Source organism: Salipiger sp. PrR007 (assembly GCF_010499845.1).
Classification (GTDB): domain Bacteria; phylum Pseudomonadota; class Alphaproteobacteria; order Rhodobacterales; family Rhodobacteraceae; genus Salipiger; species Salipiger pacificus_A.
In genome coordinates this window covers 1-17,180 of sequence record NZ_JAAGOZ010000049.1, presented here as the reverse complement: position 1 = coordinate 17,180, position 17,180 = coordinate 1, and the positions used below count along the sequence as shown (strand labels likewise).

The following is a 17,180-nucleotide window of genomic DNA, read 5'->3' as shown; positions in this document are numbered from 1 at the left end:
TCGAGTGATGCGCTTCTGCCCGGTCCTCGGACCGGGCGGGCATTGCGAAGGGGCCGCCCATCGGGCGGCCCCTTTTCCGTTTCCGCAGGCCGCCGGGACGGGCGCGTGGCGTCCAGATCAGGCCAAAATGCGGAAATACCCGCGCCGCGCCGGCGCTCTGGGGCTTGTCAAGCAGGTCTCTCGGACGTATACGCGCGCAACGGCCCACGGGTCGTGAAGGGCGGGGTGATTCCCCGCCTTTTAGGTTCGATGAGGGTGCGGCGATGCGCGTCCATCCTCCTCTCAACCTCAACGCCAAAATAGGACTGTTCGATGAACCAGAACATCCGTATCCGGCTCAAGGCGTTCGATTACCGCGTCCTCGATGCATCGACGCAGGAAATCGTGAACACCGCCAAGCGCACAGGCGCTACTGTTCGCGGCCCGATCCCGCTGCCGAACAAGATTGAGAAATTCACCGTTCTGCGTGGCCCGCACGTGAACAAGAAATCCCGCGATCAGTTCGAGATCCGCACGCACAAGCGTCTGCTCGACATCGTCGATCCGACCCCGCAGACCGTGGACGCGCTCATGAAGCTCGACCTGGCGGCCGGCGTGGACGTCGAGATCAAGGTGTAAGGGGGCAGATGATGTTGCGCTCTGGAGTTATCGCAAAGAAAGTCGGCATGACCCGGCTTTTCATGGAAGACGGCAAGCAGATCCCTGTGACCGTCCTCCAACTCGAAGGTTGCCAGGTCGTCGCACAGCGGACCGCTGACAAGGACGGCTACAGCGCCGTTCAGCTCGGCGCCGGTGCGGCAAAGGCCAAGAACGTGTCGAAGGCCATGCGCGGCCACTTCGCCGCAGCCAAGGTTGAACCGAAGCGGAAGATCGCGGAATTCCGCGTCGACGCAGAGAACCTCATCGCCGTCGGCGAAGAGATCTCGGCCGAGCACTACTTCGAAGGTCAGTATGTCGACGTTGCCGGCACGACCATCGGTAAGGGCTTTGCCGGTGCCATGAAGCGCCACAACTTCGGTGGTCTTCGTGCATCGCACGGCGTGTCGATTTCGCACCGTTCGCACGGTTCGACCGGTCAGTGTCAGGACCCGGGCAAGGTCTTCAAAGGCAAGAAAATGGCCGGCCACATGGGTGCCGTCCGTGTCACCACGCAGAACCTGCAGGTCGTGAAGACCGATGCCGATCGCGGCATCATCATGATCAAGGGCGCGGTGCCGGGCTCCAAAGGCGGCTGGGTGACCATCAAGGACGCCGTGAAGAAGCCGTTCCCCGAGAACGCTGCTCTGCCGGCCGGCCTGAAATCCGCTGCAGCTCCTGCTGAAGCCGCAGCCGAAGAGAAGGAAGGCGACGAATGAAACTCGACGTGATCAAACTCGACGGCGGTGCCGCGGGCGAAGTCGAGCTGACGGACGCGATCTTTGATCTCGAGCCGCGCGCCGACATTCTGCACCGTGTGGTTCGCTGGCAGCGTAACAAGGCCCAGGCCGGTACGCACAAGGTCAAGACCCGCTCGGAAGTGAGCTACTCGACCAAGAAGATCTATCGCCAGAAGGGCACCGGCGGCGCACGCCACGGTTCGCGCAAGGCGCCGATCTTCCGCAAGGGTGGTATCTACAAGGGTCCGACCCCGCGCAGCCACGCGCATGACCTGCCCAAGAAGGTCCGTGCTCTCGGCCTCAAGCTGGCGCTCTCGGCGAAAGCCAAGACCGGCTCGCTCGTGATCATCGAGAACGCCGAGACCGACGGCAAGACCAAGACGCTGGCGGCACAGGTGAAGAACCTGGGCTGGAAGCGCGCTCTGGTGATCGACGGTGCCGCAGTGAACGAGGGCTTTGCCCGCGCCGCCGCGAACATCGAAGGTCTGGACGTGCTGCCCTCCGTCGGCGCCAACGTGTATGACATCCTCAAGCGTGACACCCTGGTGATCACCAAGGCGGGTGTCGAAGCTCTGGAGGCTCGACTGAAATGACCGCTAAGGCACACCACTACGACGTGATCCGCAAGCCGATCATCACCGAGAAAACCACCATGGTCGGCGAGAACGGCACCGTGGTCTTCGAAGTGTCGATCGACTCGACCAAACCCCAGGTCAAGGAGGCCGTCGAGGCGCTCTTCGGCGTGAAGGTGAAGGCGGTGAACACCACCATCACCAAGGGCAAGGTGAAGCGTTTCCGCGGCCAGATCGGCAAGCGGAACGACGTCAAGAAGGCCTATGTTACCCTCGAAGAGGGCAACACGATCGACGTGACCACCGGTCTCTGATCGTCGTCTTCGACCACTTCGGGAAAGCCCTCGCATCCGCGGGGGCTTTTCCACTTTCCCGGCCGGGGAGGGGAGGGTGCAAGTTGCCCGAAGCCTCGGCAAATAAGGGCTCCGAGCGGGCCTGCGACAGGGGATGCGCTTGACGTCAGCCGACTCTTTGACTAGAGCAGGCCATCCGCTGAGCCCCGGATTCGTCCGGGGCTTAGCTTTTGTTCGCAAGAACAGATCGCCGGGGACCTTCGGGGCCCTATGACACGGCCACCTTCGGGGGGCTAAACTCCGGCACACCCGATACGCGGGTGCTGTCGCATTACAACGGAAGACAGAAAGCATGGCACTTAAGTCGTACAAGCCGACGACGCCGGGCCAGCGCGGGCTGGTGCTGATCGACCGTTCGGAGCTGTATAAAGGACGTCCCGTCAAGGCCCTCACCGAGGGTCTGACGAAATCGGGCGGCCGGAACAACACCGGACGGATCACCGCACGCCGCCGCGGCGGTGGCGCGAAGCGTCTCTATCGCATCGTGGACTTCAAGCGGAACAAGTTCGACGTGTCGGCCACCGTGGCCCGCATCGAATACGACCCGAACCGGACCGCATTCATCGCCCTCGTCCAGTATGACGACGGCGAGCAGGCCTACATCCTGGCACCGCAGCGTCTCGCCATCGGCGACCGCGTCGTGGCGTCGGCCAAGGCCGACATCAAGCCCGGAAACGCGATGCCCTTCTCGGGCATGCCGATCGGTACGATCGTCCACAACATCGAGCTGAAGCCCGGCAAGGGCGGCCAGATCGCACGCGCCGCGGGCACCTACGCCCAGTTCGTCGGCCGTGACGGTGGCTACGCTCAGATCCGCCTCTCCTCGGGCGAGCTTCGCATGGTTCGTCAGGAATGCATGGCCACCATCGGTGCCGTGTCGAACCCCGACAACTCGAACCAGAACCTCGGTAAAGCCGGTCGTAACCGCCACTATGGCAAGCGTCCGTCGGTCCGCGGCGTCGTTATGAACCCGATCGACCACCCGCACGGTGGTGGTGAGGGTCGTACCTCGGGTGGTCGTCACCCGGTGACCCCGTGGGGCAAGCCGACCAAGGGCAAGCGTACCCGCAACACCAACAAGGCGTCGCAGAAGCTGATCATCCGCTCGCGCCACGCTAAGAAGAAGGGGCGGTAATCCATGACGCGCTCTGTTTGGAAAGGCCCGTTCGTTGACGCCTACGTCCTGAAAAAGGCCGAGAAGGTTCGCGAATCTGGCAAGAACGAAGTCATCAAAATCTGGTCGCGCCGCTCGACGATCCTGCCCCAGTTCGTGGGTCTGACGTTCGCGGTCTACAACGGCCAGAAGCATGTTCCCGTCAATGTCACCGAAGACATGATCGGTCAGAAGTTCGGTGAGTACTCGCCGACCCGGACCTATTATGGCCACGCGGCTGACAAAAAAGCCAAGAGGAAGTAAGCCATGGGCAAGGATAAGAATCCCCGCCGCGTGGCGGACAACGAGGCGATGGCAAAGCTGCGCATGCTGCGCACTTCGCCCCAGAAGCTGAACCTGGTGGCCGCGCTGATCCGTGGCAAGAAGGTCGAGCGGGCCCTCACGGACCTGACCTTCTCGAAGAAGCGGATCGCCGTGGACGTGAAGAAGTGCCTTCAGTCCGCTATCGCGAACGCCGAGAACAACCACGGGCTGGACGTCGATGAACTCGTCGTCGCCGAAGCCTACGTGGGCAAGAACCTTGTGATGAAGCGCGGTCGTCCGCGTGCACGTGGCCGCTTCGGCCGCATCAACAAGCCGTTCTCGGAACTCACCATCAAGGTGCGTCAGGTCGAGGAGCAAGCCTAATGGGTAACAAGACCAATCCGATCGGCATGCGCCTTCAGGTGAACCGCACCTGGGACAGCCGCTGGTACGCTGACACCAAAGACTACGGTGATCTGCTTCTGGAAGACCTCGCGATCCGCGATTTCATCCACGAAGAGTGCAAGCAGGCCGGCGTCGCACGTGTGATCATCGAGCGTCCGCACAAGAAGTGCCGCGTGACGATCCACACCGCACGCCCCGGTGTCATTATCGGCAAGAAAGGCGCGGACATCGAAGTCCTGCGCAAAAAGCTTGCCAACATGACCGACTCCGAGCTGCACCTCAACATCGTTGAAGTGCGCAAGCCCGAACTCGACGCCCGCCTCGTGGGTGAGAGCATCGCGCAACAGCTCGAGCGTCGTGTGTCCTTCCGTCGTGCCATGAAGCGTGCCGTGCAAAACGCCATGCGCATGGGCGCCCTGGGCATCCGCGTGAACGTCGCTGGTCGTCTCGGCGGTGCCGAGATCGCTCGTACCGAATGGTATCGCGAAGGTCGTGTGCCCCTGCACACCCTGCGCGCCGACATCGATTACTCGCACGTTGAAGCAACGACCCCCTATGGTATCATCGGGATCAAGGTCTGGATCTTCAAAGGCGAGATCATGGAGCATGACCCCTCTGCCCGCGAACGCAAGTCGCAGGAACTGCAGGACGGTCCGGCTCCGCGCGGCGCCATGGGCGGCCGTCGCTGAGGAGGTTTGAGAAATGCTTCAACCGAAACGCACTAAATTCCGGAAGATGTTCAAGGGCCGCATCAAGGGTGAGGCCAAGGGCGGTTCCGACCTGAACTTCGGCCACTTTGGCCTGAAGGCTCTTCAGCCCGAGCGTGTGACGGCTCGTCAGATCGAAGCGGCTCGCCGCGCGATGACCCGCCATATGAAGCGTCAGGGCCGGGTCTGGATCCGTATCTTCCCGGACACCCCCGTGACCTCCAAGCCCACCGAAGTTCGTATGGGTAAGGGTAAAGGTTCCGTGGATTACTGGGCCTGCAAAGTGAAGCCGGGCCGCGTGATGTTCGAGATCGACGGTGTTCCCGAGGACGTCGCCCGCGAGGCGCTGCGTCTGGCGGCGATGAAACTGCCGATCAAGTCGCGCGTCGTGGTTCGCGAGGACTGGTAATCCCTTCGGGATGACCGCATGAGACAAGCCCCCGCCGAGCGATCGGCGGGGGTTTTCCGTTCCAATCCACGGGGCAGGGGAGACCCGCCGCCGCAACCGCTTCAGGACAGTGCCATGGCCCAGATCCGCTCTCTCTTCGCCACACGCCTCTATCGTGCCCAGCTTTCGGAGTACGGCCCCGCGATCGACGCGGACGAGCTCGAGGGCTCGTGCTATTCCATCGCCGAGGACGACGAGGCCGGCCAGGAATGGTGCGAAGCCAATGATTACCCGGGCTACACCTCCTATGCCTCGCTGACGGACCTGCCCTGGCGCTTCCCGATCTTCGGTGACCTGGTGAAATCGCTCGACGCCCATGTCGCGGCCTTTGCCGAGGATCTCGAGTTCGAGCTGGGCGACAAGAAGCTGCTGCTCGAGGATCTCTGGATCAACATCCTGCCCGAGGGCGGCACGCACAGCTCGCACATTCACCCGCATTCGGTGATCTCGGGCACGACCTATGTCTCGATGCCCGAGGGCGCCAGCGCGCTCAAGCTCGAGGATCCCCGCCTGCCGATGATGATGGCCGCCCCCACGCGCAGGAAGAGCTGCCGCGAGGAGCTGAAGGCCTTCGTCTACGAGGCCCCCGCCGTGGGCGACGTGCTGCTTTGGGAAAGCTGGCTGCGCCACGAGGTGCCGATGAACATGTCCGACGACGAGCGCATCTCGGTCAGCTTCAACTACAAGTGGGAGTGATCCCGGCCAGGCATTCCGCTACAGGTGGGGGACGGCGTTCCGGCCCCCCGCTCCGGACAAGCCAGCCATGCGCGTGAGCCCTTGTTTTACAGGGTTGTCATGGTCCAGAATCTGGCCTATATCGCGCGCTCATCCACCTCCACCGGGAATCAGGGTGACCCGTAACACGACGGGGCTCTCCGGTGATGTTGAAACGAAGGAGCGACCATATGGACGCCAAAGAACTTGCGAACAAGACCCCGGACCAGCTCCGGGACGAGCTCGTCGCGCTGAAAAAGGAAGCGTTCAACCTGCGCTTCCAGAAAGCGACCGGCGCACTCGAGAACACCGCACGCATCCGCCAGGTGCGCCGCGACGTTGCCCGCGTCAACACCGTGCTGAACCAAAAAGCCGCCGGCGCGGCAGCAACCGAGTAAGGGAGGCTAACTCATGCCCAAGCGTATCCTGCAAGGCACCGTGACCTCCACGGCAAACGCACAGACCGTCACCGTTTCGGTCGAGCGTCGCTTCAAGCACCCGGTCATGCAAAAGACCATCCGTAAGTCCAAGAAGTACCGGGCTCACGACGAAGCTGAGAAATTCGCTGTTGGCGATACGGTCCGCATCATCGAATGCGCGCCGAAGTCCAAGACGAAGCGCTGGGAAGTTATCGCAGAGTAAACGTCCAAGCCCCGGTCATCTGATCGGGGTCCAGACGTTTCCTGCGATGGTGCCCAGCATCATCGAAACCCTGGGGGGTAGACCAAGAACAACCCCCAAAGGTCGGGAGAAACCAAATGATCCAGATGCAGACCAATCTGGATGTTGCTGACAATTCCGGTGCCCGGAAAGTTCAGTGCATCAAGGTCCTCGGCGGCTCGCATCGCCGCTACGCATCGGTCGGCGACATCATCGTCGTCTCGGTGAAAGAGGCCATTCCGCGCGGCCGCGTGAAGAAAGGTGACGTCCGCAAGGCCGTCGTCGTGCGCACCGCCAAGGAAGTTCGTCGTGAAGATGGCACGTCGATCCGCTTCGACCGCAACGCGGCCGTCATCCTGAACAACTCGGGCGAGCCTGTCGGCACCCGTATTTTCGGGCCGGTGGTTCGCGAACTGCGCGCGAAGAACTTCATGAAGATCATCTCGCTCGCCCCGGAGGTGCTGTAATGGCTGCCAAACTCCGCAAAGGTGACAAGGTCATCGTTCTGTCCGGCAAGGACAAGGGCAAGACCGGCACCATCGAATCCGTCGATCCCAAGGCTGGCAAGGCTGTTGTCGGCGGCGTGAACATGGCCGTCCGTCACACCCGTCAGAGCCAGACCTCGCAGGGTGGCCGCGTGTCGAAAGCCATGCCGCTCGACCTGTCGAAGCTGGCCATCGTCGATGCCAACGGCAAGGCAACCCGCGTCGGCTTCCGCATGGAAGGTGACAAGAAGGTGCGCTTCGCCAAGACCACGGGGGACGTGATCGATGCTTGATACCGCGACCTACACGCCGCGTCTCAAGACGCAGTACCGCGAGTCGATCAAGGCCGCTCTCATGGAAGAGTTCGGCTACAAGAACGCGATGCAGGTTCCTGCACTCGACAAGATCGTTCTGAACATCGGCTGCGGCGCAGAAGCCGTGCGCGACTCCAAGAAGGCGAAGTCGGCTCAGGAAGACCTGACCCAGATCGCCGGTCAGCTGGCTGTCACCACCAAGGCAAAGAAGTCGATCGCCGGCTTCCGCGTCCGTGAAGACATGCCGCTCGGTGCCAAGGTTACCCTTCGCGGTGACCGGATGTACGATTTCCTCGATCGCCTGGTCAACATCGCGATGCCGCGTATCCGCGACTTCCGTGGTGTGAAGCCGTCCTTCGACGGTCGTGGCAACTTTGCCATGGGCATCAAGGAGCACATCGTGTTCCCCGAAATCGAATTCGACAAGGTCGATGAGGTTTGGGGTATCGACGTGATCATCACCACCACCGCTGACACCGACGCGGAAGCCAAGGCGCTGTTGAAGCATTTCAACATGCCCTTCAACGCCTGAGGAGCGAGACACATGGCCAAAAAATCCATGATCGAACGCGAGAAGAAGCGGCAGAAGCTGGTGGAGCAATACGCCGCCAAGCGCGCCGCTCTGAAAGAGATCGCGACCGACGAAAGCAAACCGATGGAAGAGCGCTTCAAGGCTCGCCTTGAACTGGCGAAACTGCCGCGCAACTCCTCGCCGACCCGTCTGCACAACCGTTGCCAACTGACCGGTCGTCCCCACGCCTACTACCGGAAGCTGAAGATCAGCCGTATCGCCCTGCGCGAGCTCGGCTCGAACGGTCAGCTTCCCGGTGTGGTCAAGTCGAGCTGGTAAGGAGGGTATACGATGAACGATCCTATCGGCGATATGCTCACCCGTATCCGTAACGCGCAGATGCGCGGCAAGTCGACCGTGTCGACCCCCGCTTCGAAGCTGCGTGCCTGGGTGCTCGACGTCCTCAAGGACGAAGGCTACATCCGCGGCTACGAAAAAAGCACCGACGAGCGCGGCCACGGCACGCTCGAAATCAGCCTGAAGTACTTCGACGGCACCCCCGTCATTCGCGAAGTGAAGCGGGTCTCCAAGCCCGGTCGTCGCGTCTACATGGGTGTCAGTGACATCCCGCAGGTCCGTCAGGGCCTCGGTCTGTCGATTGTCAGCACGCCGAAGGGCGTGATGTCGGACGCAAATGCCCGCGCTGCCAATGTCGGCGGCGAGGTGCTCTGCACGGTCTTCTAAGGAGGGGCTTATGTCTCGTATTGGTAAAAAACCGGTCGAGCTGCCGTCGGGTGTTTCCGCATCCGTCTCCGGCCAGACCGTCGAAGTGAAGGGCCCGAAAGGCACCCAGACCTTCAACGCGACCGACGACGTGACCATTGCGGTCGAGGACAACACCATCACTGTGGCGCCGCGCGGCAATTCCAAGCGCGCCCGCCAGCAGTGGGGCATGTCCCGCACCGTGATCGGGAACATGGTCCACGGTGTTCAGAACACCTTCAAGAAAGAGCTCGAGATCCAGGGTGTGGGTTACCGCGCCGCGGTTCAGGGCAACGTCCTGAAGCTGAACCTGGGCTACAGCCACGATGTGAACTTCGACATCCCCGCCGGCATCACGGTCACCACGCCGAAGCCGACCGAGATCATTGTCGAAGGTCACGATCTCCAGGAAGTCGGTCAGGTTGCGGCGAACATCCGCGACTGGCGCCGCCCCGAGCCCTACAAAGGCAAGGGTATTCGCTATAAGGGCGAATACATCTTCGCCAAGGAAGGCAAGAAGAAGTAAGGACGCGAAAAATGGCACTCAGCAAACGGGAACTGTTCCTAAAGCGCCGCCTGCGCGTCCGGAACAAGCTTCGCAAGGTCAACGCCGGGCGTGTTCGCCTGTCGGTGCACCGCTCGAACAAGAACATCAGCGTGCAGCTGATCGACGACATCCAGGGCGTGACCCTGGCCGCAGCCTCCTCGCTCGAGAAGGATCTGGGCGTCGTCGGCAAAGGCACCGTGGAAGCCGCCCAGAAGGTCGGCGCCGCGATTGCCGAGCGCGCGAAGAAAGCCGGTGTGGAAGAAGCCTACTTCGACCGCGGCGGTTTCCTCTTCCACGGTCGCGTCAAGGCTCTGGCCGACGCAGCCCGCGAAGCAGGTCTGAAAATCTGATCACCGCGGCGGGCTTGCCTGCCGCCTGATCGACAATCCGCAAGGCGGGGCTCGTACCCGCCTTGCGCTTTTGCAGGCGGGAACGCCTCGATGATCCGGGATCGACTCCGAAGCTTCTTCGGCGATCACCTGGATTGGTCCAATCGGTGCCGATGTGGCCCGGGCTCTGCTCCGGTCCGCCACGCGCCAACCTGAAAAAAGGGATGCCTGATGGCAGAACGTGATAACCGCCGCGGGAACCGTCGCGAACGTGACGAAGCCCCGGAATTCGCAGATCGCCTTGTCGCGATCAACCGCGTGTCCAAAACCGTCAAGGGCGGTAAGCGTTTCGGCTTCGCCGCGCTTGTCGTCGTCGGCGACCAGAAGGGCCGCGTGGGCTTCGGCAAGGGCAAGGCCAAGGAGGTCCCCGAGGCCATCCGCAAGGCCACCGAGCAAGCCAAGCGCAAGATGATTCGCGTGCCGCTGCGCGAAGGCCGCACGCTGCACCACGACATCGAAGGCCGTCACGGCGCTGGCCGCGTGGTGATGCGCACCGCACCGCAAGGTACCGGTATCATCGCCGGTGGTCCGATGCGTGCAGTGTTCGAGATGCTGGGCGTGCACGACGTGGTCGCCAAGTCGATCGGCTCGCAGAACCCCTACAACATGATCCGCGCCACGCTGAACGCACTGGAAAAGGTCAACTCGCCCCGCAGCGTCGCTCAGCGTCGCGGCAAGAAGGTGGCAGACATCCTTCCCAAGCGTGACGAGGCCCCCGCGGAATCGTCGCAAGTGGCTGAGGAGGCCTGAGATCCATGGCTAAGACCATCGTTGTGAAGCAGATCGGCTCGCCGATCCGTCGCCCCGCCGTGCAGCGCCAGACGCTGATCGGCCTGGGTCTGAACAAGATGAACAAGACCCGCGAGCTTGAGGACACCCCCGCCGTGCGCGGCATGGTTCGCAAGATCCCGCACCTGGTAGAGATCATCGAAGAGCGCGGCTGAGCCGTTCCTTCGCCAATCTCGGAAGCGCCCCGGACCTCATGCCGGGGCGTTTTCTTTTGCGCCGCTCCCCGGGCAGGGGACTGGCCAGCGAATCCCTTCGAAGGGATTTGCCCGTTAACCCGATCTCAACGAATTTCCGGTGACACTCCGCAACCAAAAGGATGCGGTGCCGGCGCGACCTTGGCTAATCCCTTGCGCCGTTCCGTCTCGGACGCTATACGCCCCCGGTGGCCGGCTCCCCGAGTCTGGCTCCGAATCCTTAACCGTCTAATGCCGTGGTTGCTCCATCCGTCGCTGGGGGGCACATCCGGCAAGGAGAAGCGACATGAAACTGCACGAACTGCGCGACAACGAGGGCGCAACCCGCTCCAAGAAACGCATCGGCCGCGGCCCGGGCTCCGGCAAGGGCAAGACCGGTGGCCGTGGTATCAAGGGTCAAAAATCCCGTTCGGGTGTGGCCATCAACGGCTACGAAGGTGGCCAGATGCCGCTGTACCAGCGTCTTCCGAAGCGCGGCTTCAACAAGCCGAACCGGAAGTCCTACGCTGTCGTGAACCTGGGCCTGATCCAGAAATTCGTCGAAGCAGGCAAGCTCGACGCCGCGTCGATCAACGAGGACAGCCTCGTTACGTCCGGCCTGGTGCGCCGCAAGCTCGACGGCATTCGCGTTCTCGCGAAAGGTGACGTCACCGCCGCTCTCACCATCGAGGTGACCGGCGCTTCGAAAGCCGCTGTCGAGGCGGTCGAGAAGGCAGGTGGCGCGCTGAAGACCGCAGGCGCGGCTGAATAAGCGGGTTGTGAGCGGCTCTTGAGCCGCTTACATAAGGCCCCATGTTTTCCACGAACGCCGCCGGAGCCGGAAAGCGCCCCGGCGGCGTTTCGTCTGAGAGAGGACCCTCATGGCATCCGCTGTGGAACAAATGGCCGCCAATACCAGCTGGGCGGCGCTCGGCAAGGCGACGGACCTTCGCAACCGCATCTTCTTCACGCTGGGGCTGCTGGTCGTCTACCGACTCGGCACGTATATCCCGGTTCCGGGCATCGACGGCACCGCGCTGCGCCAGTTCATGGAACAGGCCGGCCAAGGCATCGGCGGCATGGTGTCGATGTTCACCGGTGGCGCGCTGGGACGCATGGGCATCTTTGCCCTCGGCATCATGCCCTACATCTCCGCCTCGATCATCGTTCAGCTCCTGACGGCCATGGTGCCGGCGCTTGAGCAGCTGAAGAAAGAGGGCGATCAGGGCCGCAAGAAGATCAACCAGTACACGCGCTACGGCACGGTGGCTCTCGCGCTGTTCCAAGCCTACGGGCTTGCGGTCAGCCTCGAGGCCGGCGATCTTGCCCATGATCCGGGCTGGTACTTCCGCGCTGCGGTGGTGATCACCCTTGTCGGCGGCACGATGTTCCTGATGTGGCTGGGGGAGCAGATCACCGCCCGCGGCATCGGCAACGGCATCTCTCTCATCATCTTCGTCGGCATCATTGCCGAGATCCCCGCCGCCCTGGCACAGTTCTTCGCCTCGGGCCGCTCGGGCGCGATCTCGCCGGCGCTGATCATCGGCGTGATTGTCATGGTGGTCGTGGTGATCATGTTCGTGGTGTTCATGGAACGGGCGCTGCGCAAGATCACCATCCAGTACCCGCGCCGCCAAGTCGGCATGAGAATGACCGAGGCCCAGCAGTCGCACCTGCCGATCAAGGTGAACCCGGCGGGCGTGATCCCGGCGATTTTCGCCAGCTCGCTGCTGTTGCTGCCGACCACGATCGCGACCTTCAGCCAGGCTGGCTCGACCGGTCCGATCATGTCGACGATCCTCGCCTACTTCGGTCCGGGTCAGCCGCTCTATCTGCTGTTCTTCGCGGCAATGATCATCTTCTTCGCCTATTTCTACACGCACAACGTGTCGTTCAAGACGGAGGAAGTCGCCGACAACCTGAAGAACCAGAATGGTTTCATTCCCGGCATCCGCCCGGGTAAGCGAACCGCGGAGCACCTCGAATACGTGGTCAACCGCGTGCTCGTGCTCGGCGCGGCCTATCTGACCCTGGTCTGCCTGCTGCCCGAGATCCTGCGCTCGCAGTTCGCGATCCCGTTCTACTTCGGCGGCACTTCGGTCCTGATCGTGGTCTCGGTGACCATGGACACGATCCAGCAGGTCCAGAGCCACCTGCTCGCACATCAATACGAAGGCCTGATCCAGAAGTCGCAGCTGCGCGGCAAGGGCAAGGCACGCAAACGGAAGGGACCCGCACGGCGATGAACATCATTCTTCTTGGACCGCCCGGCGCAGGCAAGGGCACTCAGGCCCGGATCCTCGTGGAAGAGCGCGGCATGATCCAGCTTTCGACCGGTGACATGCTGCGCGAAGCCAAGGACAGCGGCACCGAGATGGGCAAGAAGGTCGCCGAGGTGATGGCCCGGGGCGAACTCGTCACGGACGAGATCGTCATCGGCCTGATCCGCGAGAAGCTCGAAGAGAACCCCTCGGCAGGCTACATCTTCGATGGCTTCCCGCGTACGCTGAAGCAGGCGGATGCTTTGGCCGAGCTGCTCGAAGAGCAGGGCCAGAGCCTCGACAAGGTCGTCGAGCTGCGGGTGAACGACGATGCGCTGGTGCAGCGCATCACCGCTCGCTCGACCTGCGGTTCTTGCGGAGAGGTCTACAACGATCTCACCAAGCCGATCCCGTCCGATGGCAAGTGCACCGTCTGCGGCGGCACCGAGTTCAAGCGCCGCGCCGACGACAATGCGCAGGCGCTGCAGAAGCGGCTGATGGAGTACTACAAGCAGACGTCGCCGCTGATCGGCTATTACTATGCCAAGGGCCAGCACACCCGCGTCGACGGGCTCGGCGAGATCGCCGAGGTGAAGACCGCCATCGCGGAAAAGCTCAAGGCCTGACGCCAAGGCCCTGACGCAAGAGCTCCCCCGGGCCGCGCCTTTCTTCTAGGCGGAAGTACCCGGGGGAGTCCGCTCCAGCGGACGGGGGCGGAGCCCCCACCTTCTTTCAGAAAATCACCCCCAGAAGGTCAGCTCGCCACCGCGATTGCGCGCACCCGGTCGAAGACCAGCGCGAGATTGCGCGCCTCTCCGGCGAAGCGCCGCGATAGGAAGGCGTGCTCCTCGGCGGACAGCGCGCCGTAGCACATGCTCCAGCTCGCGAAGCTGCGTGCCGGCACCAGGCGGTTTATCCTCTCGGTCACGCCAAAGTGCCTCTCGTCCTTGCGGATGTGCTCGAAGAGCCCGCGCACGGTATCCTTCGCGCCTTCCAGCACCTGACAGAAACCCGATTCCTCGCGCAGCAGGCAGCCGGTCACCCCGAGCTTTTGGTTGTTGGTGAGCGCGGATGCGAGGATCTCGAGATCCGATCCGCCTCCGCGCGGCACGACGGAGCGGCTCGTATAGAGAAGTTGGTAGATCATGCTGTTGCGCTTCCCCGCTCCGAAAGGCGCGGGCCGCGTGGAGGGCAGGGGGCGCCGGAAAGCAGATCGGCGGTAGTCTGCGGCCGGTTCGTGGACGGGGGGAGGGTTGTCGTGGCCTTCATGAAACGGTAAACAGATCAGGTTGAGGATTGGTTCCGGAATGGGTCTTGACGCCCTTTCCGAATCCTCATACCCACTCCCATCTCTTACAGAGACTCGGTCTGCGAGGCGGGCGGCGCCTGTCTTGCAGATTACCTCATCAGCGGAAGGCCCGGTGACGTGTATGCGTTCCGGGCTCATGTTGTGAAAAAAGGTTCTGGAGCTACGGAACCGCAACGAAAGGAATAGACACTTGGCACGTATTGCCGGCGTTAACATCCCGACTCACAAACGGGTGCCGATCGCCCTGACCTATATCACCGGTATCGGCGACACCTCCGCCCAGGCCATCTGCGAAGCCGTGAACATCGACGTGACCCGTCGCGTGAACGAGCTGTCGGACGCCGAAGTTCTGGCGATCCGCGAGCACATCGACGCGAACTACACCGTCGAAGGCGACCTGCGCCGTGAGACGCAGATGAACATCAAGCGCCTGATGGACCTCGGCTGCTACCGTGGCCTGCGTCACCGTCGCAACCTCCCCGTCCGCGGTCAGCGGACCCACACCAACGCGCGTACCCGCAAGGGCCCCGCGAAGCCGATTGCCGGCAAGAAGAAGTAAGGGAGGCTGACCAATGGCACGTGATACCCGTCGCGGAGGCAAGAAGAAGGTCTCCAAGAACATCGCCGCTGGCGTGGCGCATGTTAACTCGTCGTTCAACAACACCAAGATCCTGATCTCGGATGTGCAAGGCAACGCGATCTCTTGGTCGTCCGCCGGCACCATGGGCTTCAAGGGCTCGCGTAAGTCGACCCCCTACGCTGCCCAGCTCGCCGCCGAAGATGCTGGCCGCAAGGCACAGGAACATGGTGTGAAGACGCTTGAAGTCGAAGTTCAGGGCCCGGGTTCGGGTCGTGAATCGGCTCTGCGCGCACTGGCTGCCGTGGGCTTCAACATCACGTCGATCCGCGACGTGACGCCGATTGCTCACAACGGCTGCCGTCCGCCGAAGCGCCGTCGCGTCTGATCGGACTTACTTAAGGGGTGGGGCCTCGCCATGCGCGCGGGGCCCTGCCTTCGTCATTTCAACCTCGGGCGTCCGCGCCTTTGGACATGGGGCACGGACTGGAATGGAGGGACGCATGATCCACAAGAACTGGGCTGAACTTATCAAGCCGACCCAGCTGGAGGTTCGCCCCGGCGCCGATCCTACCCGCGTTGCGACCCTCGTCGCAGAACCGCTCGAGCGTGGCTTCGGCCTGACCCTCGGCAACGCGCTGCGTCGGGTCCTGTTGTCGAGCCTTCAGGGTGCGGCAATCACCTCTGTGCAGATCGACAACGTTCTGCACGAGTTTTCGTCGGTCGCCGGCGTGCGGGAAGATGTCACCGACATCATCCTCAACCTCAAGGGCGTGGCTCTCCGTATGGAAGTCGAAGGCCCGAAGCGCCTCTCCCTGACCGCAAAAGGTCCGGGCGTGGTGACGGCTGCCGACATCACCGAGACCGCTGGTATCGACGTTCTCAACAAGGACCACGTGATCTGCCACCTCGACGAGGGCGCGGACTTCTACGTGGAACTGACCGTCAACACCGGCAAGGGCTACGTTTCGGCTGACAAGAACAAGCCGGAAGATGCACCCATCGGCCTCATCCCGATCGACGCGATCTACTCGCCGGTCAAGAAGGTGGCCTATGACGTGCAGCCGACCCGTGAGGGCCAGGTTCTCGACTACGACAAGCTGACCATGAAGGTCGAGACCGATGGTTCGGTCACGCCCGAGGACGCGATCGCCTTTGCGGCCCGCATCCTGCAGGACCAGCTGTCGATCTTCGTGAACTTCGAAGAGCCCGAATCCGCCGGCCGTCAGGACGACGACGACGGTCTCGAGTTCAACCCGCTCCTCCTCAAGAAGGTGGACGAGCTGGAACTCTCGGTGCGCTCCGCGAACTGCCTCAAGAACGACAACATCGTCTACATCGGCGATCTGATCCAGAAGACCGAAGCCGAGATGCTCCGCACCCCGAACTTCGGCCGGAAGTCGCTCAACGAGATCAAGGAAGTGCTGTCCGGAATGGGTCTGCACCTCGGCATGGATGTCGAGGATTGGCCGCCGGACAACATCGAAGATCTGGCGAAGAAACTGGAAGACCAGTTCTGAGCCGAACGAGGGGCGGGGGAAACCCCGCCTTTCGCACAAGGGCGTTCCGCCCCAAGGTGAGGGTCCCGCACGCATGGGATCCCGGACAAAGCAAAACACGTATCTGGAGATAGAAAATGCGTCACGCAAAAGGTTACCGCCGCCTGAACCGTACCCACGAGCACCGCAAGGCGCTGTGGGCAAACATGGCCGGCTCGCTCATCGAGCATGAGCAGATCAAGACCACCCTGCCCAAGGCAAAAGAACTCCGCCGCGTGGTGGAGAAGCTCGTCACCCTCGGCAAGCGCGGTGACATCCACGCCCGCCGTCAGGCTGCCGCGCAGCTCAAGCAGGACATGCACGTTGCCAAGCTCTTCGACGTGCTCGGCCCGCGCTATGCAGAACGCCAGGGCGGCTACCTCCGCATCCTGAAAGCCGGTTTCCGTTATGGCGACATGGCTCCGATGGCGATCATCGAATTCGTCGACCGCGACGTCTCGGCCAAGGGCGCAGCCGACAAGGCCCGCCTGGAAGCCGAAGAGGCTCTGGCAGACGCCGAATAATTTACTCTCTCCTCGGGAGAGAACCTGGGCCCTGCCGGCAACGGCAGGGCCCTTTTTCGTTTGGCGGACGGGGCTGCGAGCTCGGTCTTTGCGGTGTTTCGGCAAGTTGAGGGATTGGCAGCTGTGGTCGGGCTGCTTCGAATAGCGGCGTATTGATCGCCAAAACTCTTGCGAATGAGAGGATTGCACAGCTAGGTGCTGGCAACCGCACTCCTAGCAGCAAGGAACATCGACATGCGAACCCGTGCAGCCGTGGCTCTCGAGGCCGGAAAACCACTCGAAATCATGGACGTGGAACTCGACGGGCCAAAGGCCGGCGAGGTGCTTGTCGAGATCAAGGCCACCGGGC

29 protein-coding genes and 1 pseudogene are annotated in these 17,180 nt (G+C 62.5%); 29 read left to right on the top strand and 1 reads right to left on the bottom strand.

The features are described 5' to 3' along the window. Window positions 1-312 precede the first annotated feature (312 nt). The 24 genes from rpsJ (at window position 313) to G0Q01_RS18945 (ending at window position 13,509) form a co-directional block, all read left to right on the top strand. A complete protein-coding gene (rpsJ, locus tag G0Q01_RS19060; RefSeq protein WP_066104052.1) occupies window positions 313-618 on the top strand; it encodes a 30S ribosomal protein S10 in 306 nt (101 codons plus the stop codon). An 11-nt stretch (window positions 619-629) separates the two neighbouring features. After that, window positions 630-1,355: a 50S ribosomal protein L3 gene (rplC, locus tag G0Q01_RS19055; RefSeq protein WP_095880741.1), complete on the top strand. Its 726-nt coding sequence runs from the start codon at window positions 630-632 to the stop codon at window positions 1,353-1,355. Next, on the top strand, window positions 1,352-1,969 hold the full coding sequence (gene rplD / locus G0Q01_RS19050; protein WP_164197457.1) for a 50S ribosomal protein L4: 618 nt from the start codon (window positions 1,352-1,354) through the stop codon (window positions 1,967-1,969). Before rplC ends, rplD begins: the two co-directional genes overlap by 4 nt. Next, window positions 1,966-2,262: a 50S ribosomal protein L23 gene (locus G0Q01_RS19045; RefSeq protein WP_108964496.1), complete on the top strand. Its 297-nt coding sequence runs from the start codon at window positions 1,966-1,968 to the stop codon at window positions 2,260-2,262. The genes rplD and G0Q01_RS19045 overlap by 4 nt, the downstream gene beginning before the upstream one ends. Before the next feature lie 331 nt (window positions 2,263-2,593). Continuing rightward, complete coding sequence (gene rplB, locus G0Q01_RS19040; RefSeq protein WP_066104062.1) at window positions 2,594-3,436, top strand: 50S ribosomal protein L2; 843 nt, start codon at window positions 2,594-2,596, stop codon at window positions 3,434-3,436. Window positions 3,437-3,439: 3 nt separating this feature from the next. Beyond that, entirely contained in the window at window positions 3,440-3,718 is a 279-nt protein-coding gene (gene rpsS, locus G0Q01_RS19035) for a 30S ribosomal protein S19 (RefSeq protein ID WP_092424770.1), read from the top strand. Between the two features lie 3 nt (window positions 3,719-3,721). After that, window positions 3,722-4,102 carry a 50S ribosomal protein L22 gene (gene rplV / locus G0Q01_RS19030; protein ID WP_092424772.1) on the top strand — a complete coding sequence of 127 codons (381 nt, stop codon included), beginning with the start codon at window positions 3,722-3,724 and terminating at the stop codon, window positions 4,100-4,102. Further along, window positions 4,102-4,812 carry a 30S ribosomal protein S3 gene (gene rpsC / locus G0Q01_RS19025; protein WP_108964497.1) on the top strand — a complete coding sequence of 237 codons (711 nt, stop codon included), beginning with the start codon at window positions 4,102-4,104 and terminating at the stop codon, window positions 4,810-4,812. Before rplV ends, rpsC begins: the two co-directional genes overlap by 1 nt. Window positions 4,813-4,825: 13 nt before the next feature. Beyond that, window positions 4,826-5,239, top strand: coding sequence for a 50S ribosomal protein L16 (gene rplP / locus G0Q01_RS19020; RefSeq protein ID WP_095880736.1), 414 nt, complete (start codon window positions 4,826-4,828; stop codon window positions 5,237-5,239). Between the two features lie 114 nt (window positions 5,240-5,353). Next, window positions 5,354-5,974, top strand: a complete 621-nt coding sequence (locus G0Q01_RS19015) for a 2OG-Fe(II) oxygenase family protein (protein WP_164213735.1) — start codon at window positions 5,354-5,356, stop codon at window positions 5,972-5,974. A gap of 209 nt (window positions 5,975-6,183) precedes the next feature. After that, window positions 6,184-6,390, top strand: a complete 207-nt coding sequence (rpmC, locus tag G0Q01_RS19010; RefSeq protein ID WP_066104080.1) for a 50S ribosomal protein L29 — start codon at window positions 6,184-6,186, stop codon at window positions 6,388-6,390. A 13-nt stretch (window positions 6,391-6,403) separates the two neighbouring features. After that, a complete protein-coding gene (gene rpsQ / locus G0Q01_RS19005; protein WP_095880734.1) occupies window positions 6,404-6,634 on the top strand; it encodes a 30S ribosomal protein S17 in 231 nt (76 codons plus the stop codon). Between the two features lie 116 nt (window positions 6,635-6,750). Then, entirely contained in the window at window positions 6,751-7,119 is a 369-nt protein-coding gene (gene rplN / locus G0Q01_RS19000; RefSeq protein ID WP_005854833.1) for a 50S ribosomal protein L14, read from the top strand. Then, the gene (gene rplX, locus G0Q01_RS18995) at window positions 7,119-7,430 is read left to right on the top strand and encodes a 50S ribosomal protein L24 (RefSeq protein WP_164197455.1); all 312 of its coding nucleotides are present in this window, start codon (window positions 7,119-7,121) and stop codon (window positions 7,428-7,430) included. Before rplN ends, rplX begins: the two co-directional genes overlap by 1 nt. Beyond that, window positions 7,423-7,983: a 50S ribosomal protein L5 gene (gene rplE, locus G0Q01_RS18990; RefSeq protein ID WP_164197454.1), complete on the top strand. Its 561-nt coding sequence runs from the start codon at window positions 7,423-7,425 to the stop codon at window positions 7,981-7,983. The genes rplX and rplE overlap by 8 nt, the downstream gene beginning before the upstream one ends. A 12-nt stretch (window positions 7,984-7,995) precedes the next feature. Beyond that, the gene (rpsN, locus tag G0Q01_RS18985; protein ID WP_108964500.1) at window positions 7,996-8,301 is read left to right on the top strand and encodes a 30S ribosomal protein S14; all 306 of its coding nucleotides are present in this window, start codon (window positions 7,996-7,998) and stop codon (window positions 8,299-8,301) included. A 12-nt stretch (window positions 8,302-8,313) separates the two neighbouring features. After that, window positions 8,314-8,706, top strand: coding sequence for a 30S ribosomal protein S8 (gene rpsH / locus G0Q01_RS18980; protein WP_108964501.1), 393 nt, complete (start codon window positions 8,314-8,316; stop codon window positions 8,704-8,706). Between the two features lie 10 nt (window positions 8,707-8,716). Further along, a complete protein-coding gene (gene rplF, locus G0Q01_RS18975) occupies window positions 8,717-9,250 on the top strand; it encodes a 50S ribosomal protein L6 (RefSeq protein ID WP_108964502.1) in 534 nt (177 codons plus the stop codon). 11 nt (window positions 9,251-9,261) lie between these two features. Continuing rightward, the gene (gene rplR, locus G0Q01_RS18970) at window positions 9,262-9,621 is read left to right on the top strand and encodes a 50S ribosomal protein L18 (RefSeq protein ID WP_092424792.1); all 360 of its coding nucleotides are present in this window, start codon (window positions 9,262-9,264) and stop codon (window positions 9,619-9,621) included. A 210-nt stretch (window positions 9,622-9,831) separates the two neighbouring features. Beyond that, window positions 9,832-10,410 carry a 30S ribosomal protein S5 gene (rpsE, locus tag G0Q01_RS18965; RefSeq protein WP_108964503.1) on the top strand — a complete coding sequence of 193 codons (579 nt, stop codon included), beginning with the start codon at window positions 9,832-9,834 and terminating at the stop codon, window positions 10,408-10,410. Between the two features lie 5 nt (window positions 10,411-10,415). Next, on the top strand, window positions 10,416-10,604 hold the full coding sequence (gene rpmD, locus G0Q01_RS18960) for a 50S ribosomal protein L30 (RefSeq protein WP_066104107.1): 189 nt from the start codon (window positions 10,416-10,418) through the stop codon (window positions 10,602-10,604). Between the two features lie 325 nt (window positions 10,605-10,929). Beyond that, the gene (gene rplO / locus G0Q01_RS18955) at window positions 10,930-11,394 is read left to right on the top strand and encodes a 50S ribosomal protein L15 (protein ID WP_164197452.1); all 465 of its coding nucleotides are present in this window, start codon (window positions 10,930-10,932) and stop codon (window positions 11,392-11,394) included. Between the two features lie 109 nt (window positions 11,395-11,503). Next, the gene (secY, locus tag G0Q01_RS18950) at window positions 11,504-12,868 is read left to right on the top strand and encodes a preprotein translocase subunit SecY (protein ID WP_108964505.1); all 1,365 of its coding nucleotides are present in this window, start codon (window positions 11,504-11,506) and stop codon (window positions 12,866-12,868) included. Further along, window positions 12,865-13,509 (top strand): adenylate kinase, encoded by a 645-nt coding sequence (locus tag G0Q01_RS18945; RefSeq protein ID WP_164197451.1) that lies wholly within the window; start codon window positions 12,865-12,867, stop codon window positions 13,507-13,509. The genes secY and G0Q01_RS18945 overlap by 4 nt, the downstream gene beginning before the upstream one ends. A 128-nt stretch (window positions 13,510-13,637) precedes the next feature. Here G0Q01_RS18945 and G0Q01_RS18940 read toward each other — a convergent pair whose 3' ends face one another. Beyond that, window positions 13,638-14,030 (bottom strand): BLUF domain-containing protein, encoded by a 393-nt coding sequence (locus G0Q01_RS18940; RefSeq protein WP_164197450.1) that lies wholly within the window; start codon window positions 14,028-14,030, stop codon window positions 13,638-13,640. Window positions 14,031-14,382: 352 nt separating this feature from the next. Here G0Q01_RS18940 and rpsM point away from each other — a divergent pair, with 352 nt between their 5' ends. The 5 genes and pseudogenes from rpsM to G0Q01_RS18915 form a co-directional block, all read left to right on the top strand. After that, a complete protein-coding gene (rpsM, locus tag G0Q01_RS18935) occupies window positions 14,383-14,751 on the top strand; it encodes a 30S ribosomal protein S13 (protein WP_108964508.1) in 369 nt (122 codons plus the stop codon). A 13-nt stretch (window positions 14,752-14,764) separates the two neighbouring features. After that, complete coding sequence (rpsK, locus tag G0Q01_RS18930; protein WP_072780049.1) at window positions 14,765-15,157, top strand: 30S ribosomal protein S11; 393 nt, start codon at window positions 14,765-14,767, stop codon at window positions 15,155-15,157. Window positions 15,158-15,272: 115 nt separating this feature from the next. Further along, window positions 15,273-16,289: a DNA-directed RNA polymerase subunit alpha gene (locus G0Q01_RS18925; protein WP_095881762.1), complete on the top strand. Its 1,017-nt coding sequence runs from the start codon at window positions 15,273-15,275 to the stop codon at window positions 16,287-16,289. Between the two features lie 116 nt (window positions 16,290-16,405). Continuing rightward, on the top strand, window positions 16,406-16,831 hold the full coding sequence (rplQ, locus tag G0Q01_RS18920) for a 50S ribosomal protein L17 (RefSeq protein ID WP_108964509.1): 426 nt from the start codon (window positions 16,406-16,408) through the stop codon (window positions 16,829-16,831). A 234-nt stretch (window positions 16,832-17,065) separates the two neighbouring features. Beyond that, a pseudogene (locus G0Q01_RS18915) lies at window positions 17,066-17,180 on the top strand (S-(hydroxymethyl)glutathione dehydrogenase); the annotation flags it as partial.